General features: G+C 71.1%; 14 protein-coding genes. 7 read left to right on the forward strand and 7 right to left on the reverse strand.

Annotated features, from left to right (window positions below):
- Nucleotide 1 precedes the first annotated feature (1 nt).
- The 5 genes from AB0G04_RS29255 (at nt 2) to AB0G04_RS29275 (ending at nt 6688) form a co-directional block, all read left to right on the forward strand.
- Complete coding sequence (locus AB0G04_RS29255; RefSeq protein ID WP_360988898.1) at nt 2-1768, forward strand: N-acetylglutaminylglutamine amidotransferase; 1767 nt, start codon at nt 2-4, stop codon at nt 1766-1768.
- A gap of 16 nt (nt 1769-1784) precedes the next feature.
- Nucleotides 1785-3674 (forward strand): prolyl oligopeptidase family serine peptidase, encoded by a 1890-nt coding sequence (locus AB0G04_RS29260; protein WP_360988901.1) that lies wholly within the window; start codon nt 1785-1787, stop codon nt 3672-3674.
- Nucleotides 3675-4030: 356 nt separating this feature from the next.
- On the forward strand, nt 4031-5311 hold the full coding sequence (locus AB0G04_RS29265; protein WP_360988904.1) for an MFS transporter: 1281 nt from the start codon (nt 4031-4033) through the stop codon (nt 5309-5311).
- Nucleotides 5312-5345: 34 nt separating this feature from the next.
- Nucleotides 5346-6179 carry a hypothetical protein gene (locus tag AB0G04_RS29270; RefSeq protein WP_360988906.1) on the forward strand — a complete coding sequence of 278 codons (834 nt, stop codon included), beginning with the start codon at nt 5346-5348 and terminating at the stop codon, nt 6177-6179.
- 2 nt (nt 6180-6181) lie between these two features.
- A complete protein-coding gene (locus AB0G04_RS29275) occupies nt 6182-6688 on the forward strand; it encodes a DinB family protein (protein WP_360988909.1) in 507 nt (168 codons plus the stop codon).
- On the opposite strand, the gene AB0G04_RS29280 is transcribed toward AB0G04_RS29275, so the two are convergent.
- From AB0G04_RS29280 to AB0G04_RS29295, 4 genes are all read right to left on the reverse strand, one after another.
- Nucleotides 6680-8146 (reverse strand): ATP-binding protein, encoded by a 1467-nt coding sequence (locus tag AB0G04_RS29280; protein WP_360988912.1) that lies wholly within the window; start codon nt 8144-8146, stop codon nt 6680-6682. The genes AB0G04_RS29275 and AB0G04_RS29280 overlap by 9 nt on opposite strands.
- The gene (locus AB0G04_RS29285) at nt 8146-9804 is read right to left on the reverse strand and encodes an FAD-dependent oxidoreductase (RefSeq protein ID WP_360988914.1); all 1659 of its coding nucleotides are present in this window, start codon (nt 9802-9804) and stop codon (nt 8146-8148) included. The genes AB0G04_RS29280 and AB0G04_RS29285 overlap by 1 nt, the downstream gene beginning before the upstream one ends.
- A gap of 13 nt (nt 9805-9817) precedes the next feature.
- A complete protein-coding gene (locus AB0G04_RS29290; RefSeq protein ID WP_360988916.1) occupies nt 9818-10957 on the reverse strand; it encodes an NAD(+)/NADH kinase in 1140 nt (379 codons plus the stop codon).
- An 83-nt stretch (nt 10958-11040) separates the two neighbouring features.
- The gene (locus tag AB0G04_RS29295; protein WP_360988919.1) at nt 11041-12018 is read right to left on the reverse strand and encodes a methyltransferase domain-containing protein; all 978 of its coding nucleotides are present in this window, start codon (nt 12016-12018) and stop codon (nt 11041-11043) included.
- A 232-nt stretch (nt 12019-12250) separates the two neighbouring features.
- On the opposite strand from AB0G04_RS29295, the gene AB0G04_RS29300 reads away from it, so the two are divergent.
- Nucleotides 12251-12865 carry a substrate-binding domain-containing protein gene (locus AB0G04_RS29300; protein WP_360988922.1) on the forward strand — a complete coding sequence of 205 codons (615 nt, stop codon included), beginning with the start codon at nt 12251-12253 and terminating at the stop codon, nt 12863-12865.
- Between the two features lie 70 nt (nt 12866-12935).
- Here AB0G04_RS29300 and AB0G04_RS29305 read toward each other — a convergent pair whose 3' ends face one another.
- On the reverse strand, nt 12936-13661 hold the full coding sequence (locus AB0G04_RS29305; protein ID WP_360988925.1) for an adenosylcobinamide amidohydrolase: 726 nt from the start codon (nt 13659-13661) through the stop codon (nt 12936-12938).
- Nucleotides 13662-13672: 11 nt separating this feature from the next.
- Nucleotides 13673-14212 carry a GNAT family protein gene (locus tag AB0G04_RS29310; RefSeq protein WP_360988928.1) on the reverse strand — a complete coding sequence of 180 codons (540 nt, stop codon included), beginning with the start codon at nt 14210-14212 and terminating at the stop codon, nt 13673-13675.
- Between the two features lie 104 nt (nt 14213-14316).
- Here AB0G04_RS29310 and AB0G04_RS29315 point away from each other — a divergent pair, with 104 nt between their 5' ends.
- The gene (locus AB0G04_RS29315) at nt 14317-15288 is read left to right on the forward strand and encodes a nitroreductase (protein ID WP_360988931.1); all 972 of its coding nucleotides are present in this window, start codon (nt 14317-14319) and stop codon (nt 15286-15288) included.
- On the opposite strand, the gene AB0G04_RS29320 is transcribed toward AB0G04_RS29315, so the two are convergent.
- Nucleotides 15289-16920 (reverse strand): sulfatase, encoded by a 1632-nt coding sequence (locus AB0G04_RS29320; protein WP_360988934.1) that lies wholly within the window; start codon nt 16918-16920, stop codon nt 15289-15291.
- Nucleotides 16921-16978 lie beyond the last annotated feature (58 nt).

A 16978-nucleotide genomic window follows, 5' to 3' on the forward strand; every position in this document is an offset into this window, starting at 1 on the left:
TATGTGCGGGATCGCCGGCGAGATCTGTTACGGCGACCGGAAGGCGGACACCGAGGCGATCCGGCGAATGCTGCCGTGCCTCGCGTCGCGGGGTCCGGACGGTGATGGACTGTGGGACGGTGGCCGGATCGCCTTCGGTCACCGCCGACTGAAGATCATCGACTTGTCGGAGGCCGGCGCGCAGCCGATGACCGACGAGCAGCTCGGCCTCACCGTGGTGTTCAACGGCTGTGTCTACAACTACCGGGAGCTGCGCGAGGAGCTCACCGGGCACGGCTACACGTTCTTCTCGACGTCGGACACCGAGGTGATCCTCAAGGCCTACCACCGGTGGGGCGCGGACTGCGTCACCCGGTTCCTGGGCATGTTCGCCTTCGCGGTGGCCGAGCACGACACCGGGACCGTCACGCTGGCCCGGGACCGGCTCGGGATCAAACCGATGTACCTGGCCGAATCGCCGGGGCGGATCCGGTTCGCCTCCACGCTTCCGGCCCTGCTCGCGGCCGGCGGTGTGGACACCGGCATCGACAAGGTCGCGCTGCACCACTACATGACGTTCCACTCGGTGGTGCCGGCCCCGCGGACCATCCTGGCCGGGGTGCGGAAACTGCCGCCGGCGACGGTACGGGTGATCCGCGCCGACGGCACGTCGTCCGAGCGGGTGTACTGGGAGGCGACGTTCACCCGGCCGGTCGCGGCGACCGGGAAGGAATGGACCGAGGCGGTACGGGACAAGCTGCGCCAGGCCGTGGAACGGCGGATGGTCGCCGACGTCCCGGTCGGGGTGCTGCTCTCCGGCGGCCTGGACTCGAGTTTCATCGTGGCGCTGCTGGCCGAGCAGGGGCAGCAGGGTCTCACCACGTTCAGCATCGGGTTCGAGTCGGGCGGCGGGGAGAGCGGGGACGAGTTCGCGTACTCCGACATCGTGGCCAAACAGTTCGGCACCGAGCACCACCAGATCAGGATCGGTCAGGACCGGTTCCTGCCGGCCGTGCAGCGGACCGTCGCGGCGATGAGCGAGCCGATGGTGAGTCACGACTGCATCGCGTTCAACCTGCTCAGCGAAGATGTTGCGAAGCATGTCAAGGTCGTGCAATCTGGGCAGGGAGCGGACGAGATCTTCGCCGGCTACAGCTGGTACCCGCCGCTCGCCGGTGTCCCCCGCGAGAAGGCCGCCGAGGCGTACGCGAAGGAGTTCTTCGACCGGCCGCACAGCGACCTGACCCGGCAACTCAACCCGCAGTGGCTGGTCGACGCCGACGTCAGCCGCGAGTTCGTCGAGGCGAGCTTCGCCCGGCCCGGCGCCACCAGCGCGGTCGATGCGGCCCTGCGTCTCGACTCGCAGGTGATGCTCGTCGACGACCCGGTCAAGCGGGTGGACAACATGACTATGGCGTTCGGACTGGAGGGCCGCGTACCGTTCCTGGATCACGAGCTGGTGGAGATCGCGGCGGCCTGCCCGCCCGAACTCAAACTGGCCCGTGACGGCAAGGGGGTCCTCAAAGACGCGGCCCGCGGTCTCGTCCCCGACGAGATCATCGACCGGCCCAAGGGATACTTCCCGGTCCCCGGCATCCGGCACCTGGAAGGACCGATGCTGGAGCTGGTCCGTGACGTGCTCCACACGCCGGCCGCCCGGGAGCGGGCACTGTTCCGGCCGGAGTACGTGGAGGCCCTCCTCGCCGACCCGAACACCCCGCGCACCACGCTCGGGGCGAACCAGTTGTGGCAGCTAGCGCTGCTGGAGATGTGGTTGCAGCAGTTGTAGACAGGGGGATTTCCTGGTGGAAGGTCAGCTCCAGCGCGTAGACGTGACCGTGCTGCCGGCCGGATGGCGGCGCCTCGAGTCGGAGATCGCCGGAAACTGGTCTCCGGCGCTCTCGCCGGACGGGCGGCACATGGCCTACGTCTCCGACCGCGGCGGCGTGCCCGCCGTCTGGGTACAACCGGTCGGGAGCGTGCTGGCCTTCCGCGTCGACACCGGACCCGAACCGGTCTCGGCGGTGCGATGGTCGTCCGGCGGTGGGTGGCTGGCCTGCCAGATCGCCCCTGGCGGGGCGCCCCGCAACGAGGTGTGGCTGATCCGGCCGGACGGCTCCGACCTGCACCAGGTCGCCGGCTTCGGCTCCGACACCGCCGACAACATGCGATGGCTGCCCGGCCGGCCGGTTCTCGCGCTCACCGAGAACCTGACCTCCGCCGTCCTGATCGACGTCGTCACCGGCGTACGCACGGTGGTCACCGAAGGCGATCTCGTCTCGCTTCTCGACGTCGACCCGGCCGGGCGCTTCGCGCTTCTGCGGTACGGGCCACGCGGCGCCCGCGACATCGTGATGCGCGACCTGGCCGACGGCGTGGAGAAGCCGGTCACCCGCGGTGAGCGGGCGGTCTTCAGCCCCGGCGGCGGATGCGTGTACGCGCTCAGCCAGGAGGGTGAGTTCCCGGCCCTGCTGCGGATCGCCGGGGACGCCGTCGAAACCCTGGCCCACTCCCCCGTGTCGGCGCCGTCGGCGACCTCACCCGACTCCGCCTCGTCGGCGGGCTCACCTGGCTCGGCCTCGTCGGCGGGCTCACCGGTCTCGGTGTCGTCGGCCGGCTCACCGGTCTCGGCCACCGACGCCGCCGAGGTCGAGGACTTCATCGTGACGGCCGACGGGCGTACCGCAGCGGTGTTGTGGAACGTCCGGGGCGGAGAGTCGGAGATCGCGCTGATCGACCTGGACCACGACGGAGATCGCGTGCCCCGCCGGATCCCGCTGCCCGGCCCCGTCGCCGGCGATCTGACGTGGAGCTTCGACGGCTCGACGCTCGGGCTCAGCGCCGAAGGACCGGGACAGCCCAACGGCGTCTGGGTGTGGCACCGCGAGTCCGGAAAGGTCGAGGCGGTGTCGGCGGAACCGGCCGCGCCCGACGCGATCCGGCCCGAACTGCGGGTCTTCCCCGCGCACGACGGTCTCACCCTGACCGGCTGGCTGTTCAGCCCGCGCACCCCCGGCCCGCACCCGACCGTGATCTGGCTGCACGGCGGCCCCGAAGCCCAGGAACGACCCGGGCACGGGCCGCTCTTCCAGGCACTCGCCGACCGCGGTATCGCCGTGTTCGCCGCCAACGTGCGCGGGTCCTCCGGATTCGGGCGCTCGTTCGTCGACGCCGACAATCTAGGGCTGCGGTACGGCGCGATCGAAGACGTCCGGACCTGCGTGCGGCATCTGCGAGACAGCGGGATCGCCGGACGGGTCGGGGTGATGGGCCGTTCCTACGGCGGCTATCTCACGCTTGCCGCGCTCACCTCGTTCCCCGACCTGTTCGACGTAGGCGTCGACATCTGCGGTATGTCCAACTTCGCGACCTTCTACGAGCACACCGAGCCGTGGATCGCCTCGGCCGCCGTCAGCAAGTACGGCCACCCGGTCCACGACGCCGAACTGCTGCGCGACCTGTCCCCGATCCACCGGATCGACCGGCTGCGGGCGCCGCTGCTGGTCGTGCACGGCGCCAACGACAGCAACGTGCCGGTGATCGAAGCCACCCAGGTCGTCGAGGCGCTCGCGGCCCGCTCCCACCCGCACCGTTACCTGCTCTTCCCCGGCGAGGGCCACGAGCTGTTGCACCGCGCCGCCCGGGCCGAGTTCCTGACCGAAACCCTCGCCTGGCTCCAGACCCACCTCGGGTAACCCCTCGCCCATCCCCGCTCCGGTCCTTGTCGAACTCGCTGAGGACGCGCCGGAGCGCCAGTCCCTTCACCCCGGCCAGAACCCAGCGCTGTATCCGAACCGCTGAAACAGCGCTGGGTTCTGGCCGTCTCCACCCCGCCAGCAGTCAGCGCTGTATCCGAACCGCTGAAACAGCGCTGGGCTCTGGCCGTCTCCACCCGGCCAGCAGTCAGCGCTGTATCCGAACCGCTGAAACAGCGCTGGGCTCTGGCCGGGATTGTGGCGGGTCCGGGCAGTGAGGAGACGCACGTTGCCGGGGGTGTGGGTAACGGCGGAGGGTGGAAGTGCACGTTACCCGGATCGGTGAGAGGCGTCCCATGGCCCTGCGTCCCTGGGCGGTGTGGGCCGCCGGCCTGGCCGCGTACACGGTTGCCGTACTGCATCGCAGTTCGATCGGGGTGGCCGGGCTCGACGCGCAGGAGCGGTTCGGGGTCGGTGCGAGCGCGCTGGCCGTTTTCGCGGTGCTGCAGCTGCTGGTCTACGCGGCGTTGCAGATCCCGGTGGGGCTGCTGCTGGACCGGTTCGGATCGTTGCGGCTGGTGCTGGCCGGGGCGGTGGTGATGGCCTCCGGTCAGGTGCTGCTGGCGTTCACCGACGGGATGAGCGGGGCGATCCTGGCGCGGATGCTGGTCGGTGCCGGCGACGCGATGACGTTCATCAGCGTGCTGCGTCTGGTGCCGCAGTGGTTCCCGGCGCGACGGGTGCCGGTCATCACCCAGCTCACCGGGATCATGGGCCAGTTCGGGCAGGTGCTGTCGGCCGTTCCGCTGGCTGCCGTGCTGGCCGGGTACGGCTGGAGCACCGCGTTCGTCGGGGCCGCCGGCGCCGGGCTGTTCGTGGCGATCGTGGTGCTCGCCACGCTACGGGACACCCCGGAGCGGCGGATCAGCAGTGGCGGTTCGATCAGCTGGCAGCAGCTCGGCATCGACCTGGGCACTTCGTGGCGGCACCCGGGGACCCGGCTGGGCCTGTGGGCGCATTTCACCACCCAGTTCACCGGTACGGTGTTCGCGCTGATGTGGGGCGTGCCGTTCCTGGTCGCCGGTGAGGGTCTGAGCCGGTCGACGGCCGGTGTGCTGCTGACCGTGTTCGTGGTGACCGGCATGCTGGCCGGTCCGGTGCTGGGCATGTTGACCCAGCGGCACCCGCTGCGCCGGTCCTGGCTGGTGCTCGGCATCGTGGCGATCAACATGGTGGCCTGGGCCGTGGTGATCGCCTGGCCGGGCCGGGCGCCGCTGCCGCTGCTGGTGGCACTGGTGGTCGCGCTGGGTCTGGGCGGGCCGGGTTCGATGATCGGTTTCGACTTCGCTCGCAGTTTCAATCCGCCGAGCCGTCTCGGCACCGCTACCGGTGTGGTGAACGTGGGCGGGTTCGTGGCGTCGCTCGTGACGATCGAGTTGATCGGGCTGATCCTCGACGCCCGCACCGGCGGCAGTAACGACTATCACATCGATGACTTCCGGGTCGCGATGTCGGTGCAGTTCCTGGTGGCCGCGATCGGTGTGGCCGGCATTCTGCGGACCCGGCGCCTGGCCCGCCGGCGGGTCGCTGCCGAGGCGGCGGGTTTAGCCACGGGCGTGGAGGTAAAGGCCAACTAATCCGCGCAAATCTGACGCAGGGGATCAGGAGTACATGTCCGTACAGGCTGAGGGCCGTTTCTGGTCCGGAATCGACGTTCCGAAAACCATTGCCGGCACTCTGGCGGCGGTCTCCGCGGCCGTGCTCGGTTCGTTCCTCGGGGTGGCCGGCACGCTCATCGGGGCCGCGCTGGCCAGTGTGATCAGCTCGATCGGGACGGAGATCTATCACCGGTCGATCGACCGGGGCGCCAAACGGCTCCAGTCGGCATTCGTGATCGCCCCGGCAGCGGTCGGCACCCCTTCGGTCGAGGCCGCTGGGACCAAGCCGTCCGCGGCCGACGGGACCGAGCCGGCCGAGGCCGCCGGGACCAAGCCGTCCGCGGCCGACGGGACCGAGCCGGCCGAGGCGCAGGTGAGAGAGGACCCGGAGGCGCTGCGGAAGGGCGACCAGCCCGCGAGGAGGATCCACTGGAAGCGGGTGGCCCTGGTTGCGGGCGCATTCTTCGTGCTCGGGATGGGCACGCTCACCGCTGCGGAGTTGTTCGCCGGCCGATCGGCGGCGGATGTGACGAGCGGGCGTGACAGCGGCAGCCCCACCATCGTGTTCGACCAGGCAGGCGACGATCGCGACGAGAAGAAGCCGGCCGTCGTGCCGTCGGCAGACACCACGGCCGACGCCACCACCGACGCCCCGGCGCCCACCGAACCGGCCACCGGCACCACCACCCCGGCCGAGCCAGCTCCCACGTCCGAGGGGCCGACGGCCACGACCCCGGCGGAGACGCCCACTCCGGACGAGAATGACACCGGCACCACCGGTCCCACCGGCACGAGCGGCGACATCGGCGCCGCACCGGAAGAGGCCACCGGCGAGACGGGAGAGTGAGCATGGACGTGCACGACATCCTCGCGGACGGGTACGGCCGTCTGCCCGAGACGATCGAGAACGCGGTCCGCGACCTCGCCCCGGAGCAGTTGCGCTGGACGCCGAAGCCGGGCGCCAACTCGATCGGCTGGCTGGTCTGGCACCTGACCCGGGTTCAGGACCATCACATCACCGGCATCGTCGGCGGCGAGCAGATCTATGTGACCGGTGACTGGGGACCGCGGTTCGGGCTCAAGACCGATCCGTCGGACACCGGTTACGGGCACACCGCGGCGCAGGTCGCCGCCGTGGCGCCGGAGAGCGACGAGGCACTGATCGGCTACTACGGGGCCGTGCACGATCGTACGATCGAGCTGATCGAGACCCTGACCCCCGCCGGCCTGGACCGGATCGTCGACCGGGACTGGGACCCGCCGGTGACCCTCGGTGTCCGCCTGGTCAGCATCCTGGACGACGACATCCAGCACGCCGGCCAGGCGGCCTACCTCAGGGGCCTGATCTCAGGCTGACGCCGGTTCGGTGAACGGCAGCCGGACCAGGAAACGGGTGTCACCCGGCTGCGACTCGACCCGGATGTCGCCGCCATGGCCGTTGACCACGATCCGGTACGAGATGTCCAGGCCGAGGCCGGTGCCCTGACCGACCGGTTTGGTGGTGAAGAACGGCTCGAAGATCCGTTTGCGGACCTCGGGCGTGATGCCGGGACCGGTGTCGCCGACCGACACCACGAGGTGTTCGTCCTCGCGGAACGTACGGACGGTGAGTGTCCCGGCGCTCTCCATGGCCTGGACCGCGTTGTCGATCAGGTTGGTCCACACCTGGTTGAGTTCGGCCGGATGGGCCGGGATCTCGGGCAGGTCCCGGTCGAATTCCTTGACCACCCGCACCCCGTCGCCGATCTTGTGGCCGAGCATCACGAGGGTGCTGTCCAGTCCGACGTGCACGTCGACCCACTGGTGCGCGGCCCGGTCCACGTGCGAATACTGCTTGGCGGCGTGCACCAGCGATGACACCCGGCCGGTGGCGTCCTCGATGTCGCTCATCAGCTGCTCGGTCTCCAGGGCGTACCCGATCCAGTGGATCGCCTGGTCGAGCAGCTCCGGGGAGCCGAGCCGGGACTCCAGGTCGGTCAGGCAGCCGGTGTCGATGCCGCCCTGCGCGAAGACCGGCGCGACGTCCCAGCCGCTGGTGATGTTCCGCTCGTCCATCCAGTCGCCGAGCTCGTCCTCCAGGTCGGCGGTCTGCATGGCGGTCAGCGCCGGAGCCTTCGCGGCCCGCTCGATGACCTCCTCCTGCAACTCCAGCAGAGCGACGAGCCGATCCGGGGCGACCTTGCCGGCGGCCAGCTTGCCGAGTTTCATGCGCATCGCGGCGACCCGCTGGCGCAAGGCGCTGGTGGCCCGGGCGGCGGCCGCGGCGGGGTTGTTGAGTTCGTGCATCAGTCCGGCGGACAGGGCGCCGAGCGCGGCCAGCCGCTGCCGCTCGCCGATCGCCGCCTGCGAGTTCGCCATGCCCAGGGCCAGACCTTCGAGCAGGTGGATCGCCATCGGGAACCACTCGCGCATCAGTGAGCCGAAGTCGTCGGCGGACAGCACGAAGAACTCGCTGTCGGACAGCGCCCGCATCGACGCGGCGTAGTTCCGGGGTACGCCGTCGTCGCGCAGGTACGCCTGGGTCGCGCCCATGTAGACGCCGCGCTGCTCGGTGCGCGTGGTGACGACCTCGTCCTCACCGACCCGGCGGCTCAGCGCGATCGTGCCGCTGAGCAGCACGAAGAAAGACACGGCCGGGTCGCCCTCGCGCAGCACCAGGCCGCCGGAGGCGACCCGCATGGTGCAGCCGTGCCCGGCGAGCCAGGTCAGCTGCTCGTCGGAGAGTTTCTCGAACAGGAACAGGGTGCGCAGCTCGTCGGGGGTGAGCTGGCCGGGCGCGCACGGTTCGAGGCGGATCTCCTCGATGTCGGTCATTATTGGGCCTCCAGGTAGCGGTGGACCAGCGCGACGGCCATCGCACCCTCACCGACCGCCGAGGCCACCCGTTTCACCGAGCTCGCTCGGACGTCGCCGGCCGCGAAGATACCGGGGACACTGCTCTCCAGATAGAACGGATCGCGGTCCCGATCCCATCCCCGCGGGCGCTCCCCGTTCACCAGCAGATCCGTACCGGTACGGATGAAGCCCTTACCGTCGCGCAGCAGGGTGTCGCCGAGCCAGTCGGTGCGCGGTTCGGCGCCGATGAAAACGAACAGGTAACCGCACTCGACCGTCGTCTTGCTGCCGGCCTTGCTGTCACAGATGGTGATCGCCTGCAGGTGACCGTCGCCCTGGGCGCCGATCACCTCGCAGCGGGTCCGAACCTGGATGTTGTCGACCTGGGCGAGCTGCTGGATCAGGTAGTACGACATGGACGCCTCGAGTGAATCGCCACGGACCAGCAGGGTGACGTTCCGGGCGTACCGCGAGAAGAAGAGCGCCGCCTGCCCCGCCGAGTTGGCGCCGCCGACGATGTAGACGTCGGTGCCGGCGCAGGCCGGCCCTTCGGTGGCGGCCGACCCGTAGAACACGCCGGACCCGGTGAGCTCGGCCACCCCGTCGGCCAGCAGCGGCCGGTACGAGACCCCGGTCGCGAGCAGCACCGCGTGCGCGGACACCTCACCGCCGTCGGCGAACGTCAGCGTCCGGGCCGAACCGTCCGCCCGGAGCCCGACCACCTCGCGGGTGCTGATCGTCTCCGCCGCGAACTTGTCGGCCTGCCGGCGGGCCCGATCGGTGAGCTGCGCGCCGGAGATGCCGTCCGGGAAACCGAGGTAGTTCTCGATGCGGGAGCTCTGCCCGGCCTGGCCGCCGACCGCCTGACGTTCGATCAGCAGCGTCTTGAGTCCTTCCGAACCGCCGTAGACGGCCGCGCCCAGTCCCGCCGGGCCGCCACCCACGATGATCAGGTCGTAGAAGTCGCGGCCCGGGTTGGTGGACAGCCCGGCCACCTCGGCGACCTCCTGCACGCTGGGCCGTGACAGCGCCCGCCCGTCGGCCGTCACCACCAGTGGCACCGCCTCCGGACCGGCCGCGGCCACCTCCAGCAGACGGCGGCCCTCCGGCTCGTCCGCGCCGAAGTAGCGGTACGGCACCAGGTTGCGGGCCAGGAAGTCACGGATCTGGAAGGACGGCTCGCTCCACCGGTGCCCGACCACCCGGATGTCCGGCAGCTCCGTGTCGCCGGTCGCCTGCCAGGCGTCGAGCAGCGCGTCCAGCACCGGGTAGAGCTTCTCCTCCGGCGGGTCCCACGGCTTGAGCAGGTAGTGGTCGACATCCACCACGTTGATCGCCTGGATCGCGGCGTCGGTGTCCGCGTACGCCGTGAGCAGGGCCCGCCGGGCGTGCGGGAACAGGTCCATCGCCTGTTCCAGGAACTCGATGCCGTTCATCTGCGGCATCCGGTAGTCGGCGAGCATCACCGCGACCCGGCCGCCGCGGAGTTTCAGCTCGCGCAGCACCTCCAGCGCCTCCACGCCCGAGGAGGCCCGGACGACCCGGTAGTCCTCGGCATAGCGGCGGCGCAGGTCACGCGCGATGGCGCGGGAGACGGACGGGTCGTCGTCGACAGTGAGGATGACGGCTTGGCCCATGGTGTCGTTGTCCTCAATTCTGGGGGTGACGTTCGATGTAACCGGCCACGAACGGGCAGGTGGCGACGACGGGGAGGCCCCGGGACCGGGCATCGGCGAGCGCGGCGGACGCCAGACGGCCGGCCAGGCCACGGCCGGAGTACGCCTGGTCCACCTCAGTGTTGACGAGCTCGATCCGGCCGTCCCCGCGGCGATAGCTCAGCGAACCGGCCGCCTCGCCGGCGAGCAGCACCTCGTAGCGCGACAGCTCGAAGTTGTCGACGACGACCGCGTCGGCCGGGTCGTGGGCGACGGCCTGCGCGCTCCCCGCGACCCGCAGCTTGCGCCGGGCCCGCTCGTAGAAACCCGTCCGTCCGAATCGGATCACCTGCGCCGCGGCCGGCACCGGCCGGATCTCCAGCGACGCCCCCGGTCCGGCGTGGCCCTCGATGATGCCGTCCACCTCGATGGCCAGCTGTCCGCTGCTCGGCAGCACGTCAAGCGCCAGCTGCTCGGACGTGTCGAGCACCAGCGACCGGTTGAACGACGAGTGCGCGGCGGCCGAGGACACGATCAGGGCCTGCACGTTCGGCGAGACGATCGGGCCACCCGCGGAGAAGCTGTACGCCGTCGACCCGGTCGGCGTCGAGACGATCACCGCATCGGCCGAATAGTTGACGAAGCCGCGGCCCTCCACCCGGATACCGACCGCCGCCATGCCGTGTCCCGGCACCCGGACCAGCGCGATGTCGTTGAACGCCGACACCTCGCGGCCGTCCGGCAGAACCGTGCGCACCGCGGTCCGCGCCTCCACCGTGTAGCGGTGCTCGTCGATCGCGGAGAGCGCCTCGTCAAGGACCGGCAGGTCGACCTCGGCGAGGAAACCGAGCCGGCCGACGTTCACCCCGAGAACCGGCGTCTCCCGCCCCTCGGCCAGCCGCATCGTGCGCAGCATCGTGCCGTCACCGCCCAGGCTGACCAGCAGCCCGGCCCGTTCCACCATCTCGTCGGCCTCGACCGCCTCCGCCGTGCAACCGTTGATCCGGCTCACCTCGTCGGGCAGTCCGAGAACGGTCACCCCGCGCTCGGTCGCCCAGCCGGTGATCGCCTCGATAGCGGCGCCGCAGTCCCGCCGGGGATGCAGAACCAGCCCGACGACTTTGACCATGCCCATGGCAGCCAGCCTTCCATGCCGGGGGTGCGATCGGCGACCGCCGGAACCGTGGTGACACACACGTCGCACCGGCCGGTGGCGGGTCAGGTGCGGGTGGCCCGGGCCAGGAAACGGGTGGGGACGTCCTCGTAGGTGTTCAGGTGCCAGCCGGCCGCGGCGAGCAGGGGGCCCAGACGTTCCCTGCTCAAAGGTTCGCCGGGGCGCAGGGACCGGCCGTGACGGGCGGCGAGCTGGGCGCGACCGGTCGGGTGGAAGATCGCCAGCGTGCCGCCGGGGCGGGTCACCCGGGCCAGCTCGGTGAGGCCGGCGATCGGGTCGGGCAGGTGGTGGACCAGGCCGGCCGCGAAGATCACGTCGGCCGTGGCGTCGGCCACCGGCAGTCTGCGGGCGTCGGCGAGGATCAGGGTGGCGTGGTCGTCGCGGCCCGCCCGGCGAGCGGCCTCGAGCATGCCGGGCGTGAAGTCCAGGCCCAGGACGTGGCCGGCCGGGCCGACAGCGGCGGCGAGGGCCGGCAGGGCCCGGCCGGTGCCGCAGCCGACGTCGATCGCCACGTGGCCGGGGCGCACGCCGGCCAGACGGACCGCCTCGTCGTAGCGCGGCATGTCGTCACCGAACTTGGCGTCCCAGTCGGCGGCGCGGGCGGCGAAGAAGGCCTGGCTCTCCGAGAGGTACCACCGGTCGACGTCGGCCAGGTCCGGGTGCAGATGGCGGATCACCGGCCAGTCCGGGTCACGGTGGTCGATCACCACCTGCGCGCGGCGCTCGCCGTCGCCCTCGGCGAACCGGTGCCGCGGGCCGCCACGCAGGTAGACCAGGATGCGGTCGGTGGCCGGTTCGAGGACGTTGAGGGCCGAGTCGAACATGCCGCCGCCCGGACCGATCAGGCCGAGGACCGCGTCGACGCTCCACGCCCGTGCGGCGGGCGGGAACGCGGCGGCCAGCCGGGAGGCGAACTTCGCGGCGGCGCCGGGGTCTCCCCCGTCGACGATCACGGTGAGCGGGGCACGCGGCGCCAGAACTTCGGCGAGCAGAGCGGTGACTTCGGCGATGCGTTCCGGCACGCCCCCAGCATGACCGCGGATCTGTGAGGCCCGCAACACCGCAAAGGTCGCACATTTGGACCTTGTTTGTCACCAATCCGCCACAGCTGAAGGGAGTGGCGCACCCCGGTCCGGCGGCGCCGCAGGGACGGTCCAGGAACGGCCCGGCCCGGTCGGACGGCACGGCAGGGGAACCTCCGGGCGGTGGCTGCAGTCGAAGAGACGGGAAGCAGACGGCGGAGCGGAGGAACCGATGAGGGGACTGACAGCGGCGCTCGTGGCGGCCGTTCTGGTGCTGGGCGGGTGTGCCGGGGATCGGGCGCCGGCCGGAAACGGAACGCCGGGCGATCTCGCCCCGTCGCCCGGCGCCGGGGCTGCCACCGGTGCGGGAAGCGGATCCGGCGACGAGCCACGGGGCGGTACGAAGAGCCGGCCCGGACCCGGGACGGAGCCGGGAACCGGGACGGGGCCTGTCGCCGGGAACGATCCAGGGGCCGGGCTGGTCGAGCTCCGGGTACTGGCGGATGAGTCGCTGACCGAGGTGCTCGGCACGGTGGAGCAGGGGTTCGAGGCGCATCACCCGAACATCGAGGTCGTTCTGACGTACGCGGAAGGGGGGAATCTGGCCCGGCGCATCACCGGCGGCGAGTCAGCGGACGTCTTCGCCACCGATGATCTCTTCGCGATGCGGACGGTGACCGACGCGGTGCAGGGCGCGGACCCGGCGGAGGAGTTCGGTGGCGGGCGACTCACCGTGATCGTGCTGCCGGCGGCGGCCGAGCCGAAAGCCGCGGCGGCGTTCGTCGACTTCCTGCGGGAGGGCGCGGGCCAGCGGATCCTGATCGATTCCGGCGTCGAGCGCCCCTGAAGGCCAGATCCGGCTGGCTCTGACCGCTGTCTCGCGCACGCTGAGACAGCGGTGCGAGCCAGCCGTTGAATCAGCCCGCCGACCGGCTGCCGAGCGCGCGGTCGGACCAGGAACGGCCGGTGGCCAGGTTGTCCGCGCCGCCGATGAGGACGGCCCGGTGCACGGCACGGGCGAGCGGCGCGCCCCAGCGGGATCGCGGCCCTCCGTAGGCGGCCGGTGGGCCGTCGAGCGGGCAGACCACACAGACGGCGTCGGTTGCCGTCCCGGTGGCGGACAGGCCCAGCTCGGCCAGGGCCTGCGTCTTCGCCTCGGTGGCGGTGGCGACCGCGTTGACCAGCGCGCCGCCGGAGAGCCGCTGCGGCACCCACACGACGATGTTCACCGTCCCCGGCCGGTCGACGGATTCGGTCGCGGCCGCCGCAGTGCCGTCCGGCCGATGATCGAAGCCGGTCTCGGCGGAGGCGGCCTGGATCGGTGCCCCGAGGCCCACGGTGGCGTGGACCTGCACGTCGTCGTCGCGGGTGGCGACCACGTCGGCGACGTCGACGCCGGTGAGCAGGCCGATGCCCGGGCCGGTGAGGCCCAGACCGGCGGCGAGCGACGCCAGGTGGGCGTCGGGATCGGGACGGGCGTACGACATCGCGACCGACGCGTTGATCAGCCACTCACGGGGGCCCACGCCGCCGCCGAGCACGGCGCTGGAGACGGCCAGCAGCGGCTCGGGGAAGCGCCAGAGCAGCAACGGGACGTCGAGCCCGTCCTCACGGCGATGGGTCAGCGACGGTTCCGCGAACATCGCCTGTGAATCTACTTCCATTCCGGGGCGAGGACCGCCCAGATCTCGGTGTCGTTGCGGACACCCCGCCAGGGGTACGACTCGCGCAGCCGCCCCTCGCACGTCATGCCGAGCCGCCGGGCCACGTTGGAACTGCTGACGTTGTCCGGGTTGCAGTGCCACTCGACGCGGTGCAGGCCGCGGACGTTGAACGCCCAGTCGATCAGTACCCGGGCGGCGCGGGTGACCAGGCCGCGGCCGGTGGCGGCCGGTTCCAGCCAGACGCCGATCTCACAGTTGCCGGCATTTGCGTCGAAGGCCACGAACATGGTGCCGCCGACAAGTGTGCCGTCGAGCCAGATGCCGTAGAGCCGCTGCTTGTCCTTTGCCGTGTTGTCGGCGTAACGCTGCAGCGTGGCGGTGGCACTGGCCAGGTCGGTGCTGACGCTGGCCCACGGAATCCACGGGTCGACGGTCACGCGGGCCCGGTCCATGTGGGCCAGGAACTCCTCGGCCTGCCATGGTTCGAGCGGGCGGAGCTGGGCATTCTCGGTGAGGTCGATGGCGAACACGGCAGCAGCCTAGCGAGACGGTCCGGGTTCCGGTGACACGCGGGACACGGCGCTAGGGCCCAAAGGCCGTACCCGCCGCCGGGTGGAAGGCGCACGATAGGGACATGAACGACACCGACGAGGTCAAGCGCGCACTGGTCCAGGCGGCGGATGCGGCCCGGTTCGCCCCGTCGATCCACAACACGCAGCCGTGGCGCTGGGTGGTCCGGGACGGGCGCCTCGAACTGTTCGGCGTGGCCGAGCGGCAGCTGCACGAGCAGGATCCGGAAGGCCGGATGCTGCTGCTCAGCTGCGGAACCGCCCTGCACCACGCCCAGGTGGCCCTCGAGGCCGAGGGGTGGCGGCACGAGGTGGACCGGCCGGCGGGTGAGCCGCTCGCCGTGATCCGGCCGGTCGAGCAGGAGCCGGTACGACCGGAGGCGACCCGGCACTTCCAGATGCTGCAGGTACGGCGTACCGACCGGCGGACGGTGACCGACGAGCGAGTGCCCGAGGACACCCTGCGGTACCTGGTGAAGGTCACCGAGGAGAGCGGCGCCCGGATGCACGTCCTCGGCCGTGACCAGGTGATCGCGCTGGCGGTGGCGGTCGACCGGGCCCAGAACGCCGAGGCGCACGACGACCGGATGAAGGCCGAGACCGCCACCTGGGTGGGTGGCGAACGCCCCGACGGCACCGGCATCCCGGCCTCGGCGCTGCCCGAGGAGTTGCCGCTCACCACGGTCGCCGAACGCGACTTCCAGGCCAGAGGCACACTCGCCGCCGGGGACGGGCACGACGAGGCCGCGGTGTACGCGGTGCTCTACGGCGAGGGCGACGGCGCGGACGACTGGCTGCGTGCCGGGGAGGCGCTGAGCCGGCTGTGGCTGGCCGCCACCGAGCAGGCGGTGAGCGTGCTGCCGCTGAGCAGCCCGGTGGAGATCCCGTTCACCCGGCAGACGCTGCGCCGGATGCTCGGCGACGTGGGCTTCCCCTACCTGGCGGTACGCCTGGGCACGCTCGACCCGGCGCAATCGGCACCGCCGAAGACCCCACGGCTCCCGGCCGGGCAGGTCATCGACATCGTCCCCGGGTGATCAGTGCGGGTCGCCTTCCGGGCCGTATGCCGCGAGGAAACGGTCCCGGAAGGAGTCCATCCGCCAGACCGGCGCGGCCGGGTCGGGCTTGAGGCCGTCGGTCCAGCCCCAGCCGGCGATCCGGTCGAGCACCTTGGGGTCCTTGGCGACGATCGTGATCGGCACGTCGCGGGTGGCGTCGTGCCCGACCACGGCGGAGGCCGGCTGGTGGTCGCCGAGGAACACCATCACCAGGTCGTCGCGGCCGTACTCCGCCATGTGCCCGAGCAGGCTGTCCATCGAGTAGGCGACCGAGCGGGCGTACTCGGTGCGCATCCGCTTCTCGTCCTTCCACACGGTCGTCGGCGCCTCGGCTCCGGCGACCATCGGGCCGTAGAGGCTGCCGTCGCCGATCGTGTTCCAGTCGACCATGCTGGGCACCGGGGCCCACGGGGTGTGGCTGGAGGTCAGGGTGATCTCGGCGAGCAGCCGGCCGCGGTCGGCGACGCCGTACTCCAGTTTCTGGAAGGCGGACATCACGTACTGGTCCGGCATCGGCGACCAGCTGAACCGGGGTCCGTTGTAGCCGAGTGTGTGCGAGTCGTAGATGTGGTCGTACCCGTAGAACTCGCCCTCGGGCCACGCGAAGGTGATGCCGGGCTCGACTCCGACCGTACGATGGCCACTGTTCTTGAATGCCCTGGTGAGGGTCAGCCGGTCGGAGGAGACGACACTGCGGTAACGCTGCTCGTTGTCGATCCAGAGACCGGACAGCAACGTGGAGTGGGCCAGCCAGCTGCCGCCACCGGCTGTGGAGGAGGTCAGCCAGCCGCTGCGCGCCGAGTAACCCTTGGCGGCCAGTTTCTCCTGGTTGGCGGCGATGCTCGACAGCACCGGGCCGTTGAGGGCCGGGTCCTCGATCGCGTCCCGGCCGTAACTCTCGATGAACGACACGATGACGTCGGAGTTCCGCAGAGCGGTGAGCATCTGGTCGGCCGGCCGGTCCCGGTACGCGTCGACCCGCACCTCGGCGGCGAACCGTTTCCGGTCGGCGAGGTCGTTGGGCAGCGCAAGGGCGGTGTGCGCGGCCAGGTCTGCGGCGGTGTGCGAGGCCACCGGGATGCCGCCGATCAGCTGGAAACTCATCGCCGTCAGGGCGATCCAGGCCGCCGCGACCGCGCCGAGTCCCCGCCACGAGCCGGCCCGGTGCTCGAGCATGATGCCACTGAGCCGCTGGACCGCCCAGGTCATCAGGACGACCAGGCCGATCGCACCGAGCACCACGGCGGCGGCGACACCGATGGTGGCGGCTTTCCCGATCGAGTCGGCCATGAAGTTGAACGCGTCGTCGACCAGGATCCAGTCCAGCACCGGGTCGAATCGGCGGGCCAGTACGGCGAAGAAGCCGATGTCGATCATCTTGATCACGGTGAGCAGCCCGAGCAGCACACCGAGGCCGAGCGCGATCGGCCGGCGGGCCCGGCCGAACCGCCCTCGCCGGGGCAGCAGGAGCAGCAGCGCGCCGGCGACGAGCGCCTCGACGGGGATCCGCAGGAGCGCGGTGACGACCGAGTTACCGGGGGGCAGGCGGAAGATCTGGTCCGGGACGATCAGGGCCAGGAACACCAGAACTGCGGCAAATCCCGTGGTCATGTGTCGGATGACCCGGCGGTACGGCTTCTTTTCGCTCACGCTTCCTTCATACGCCAGT

Origin of the sequence: Actinoplanes sp. NPDC023801 (assembly GCF_040639655.1) — a bacterium.
Taxonomy (GTDB): domain Bacteria; phylum Actinomycetota; class Actinomycetes; order Mycobacteriales; family Micromonosporaceae; genus Actinoplanes.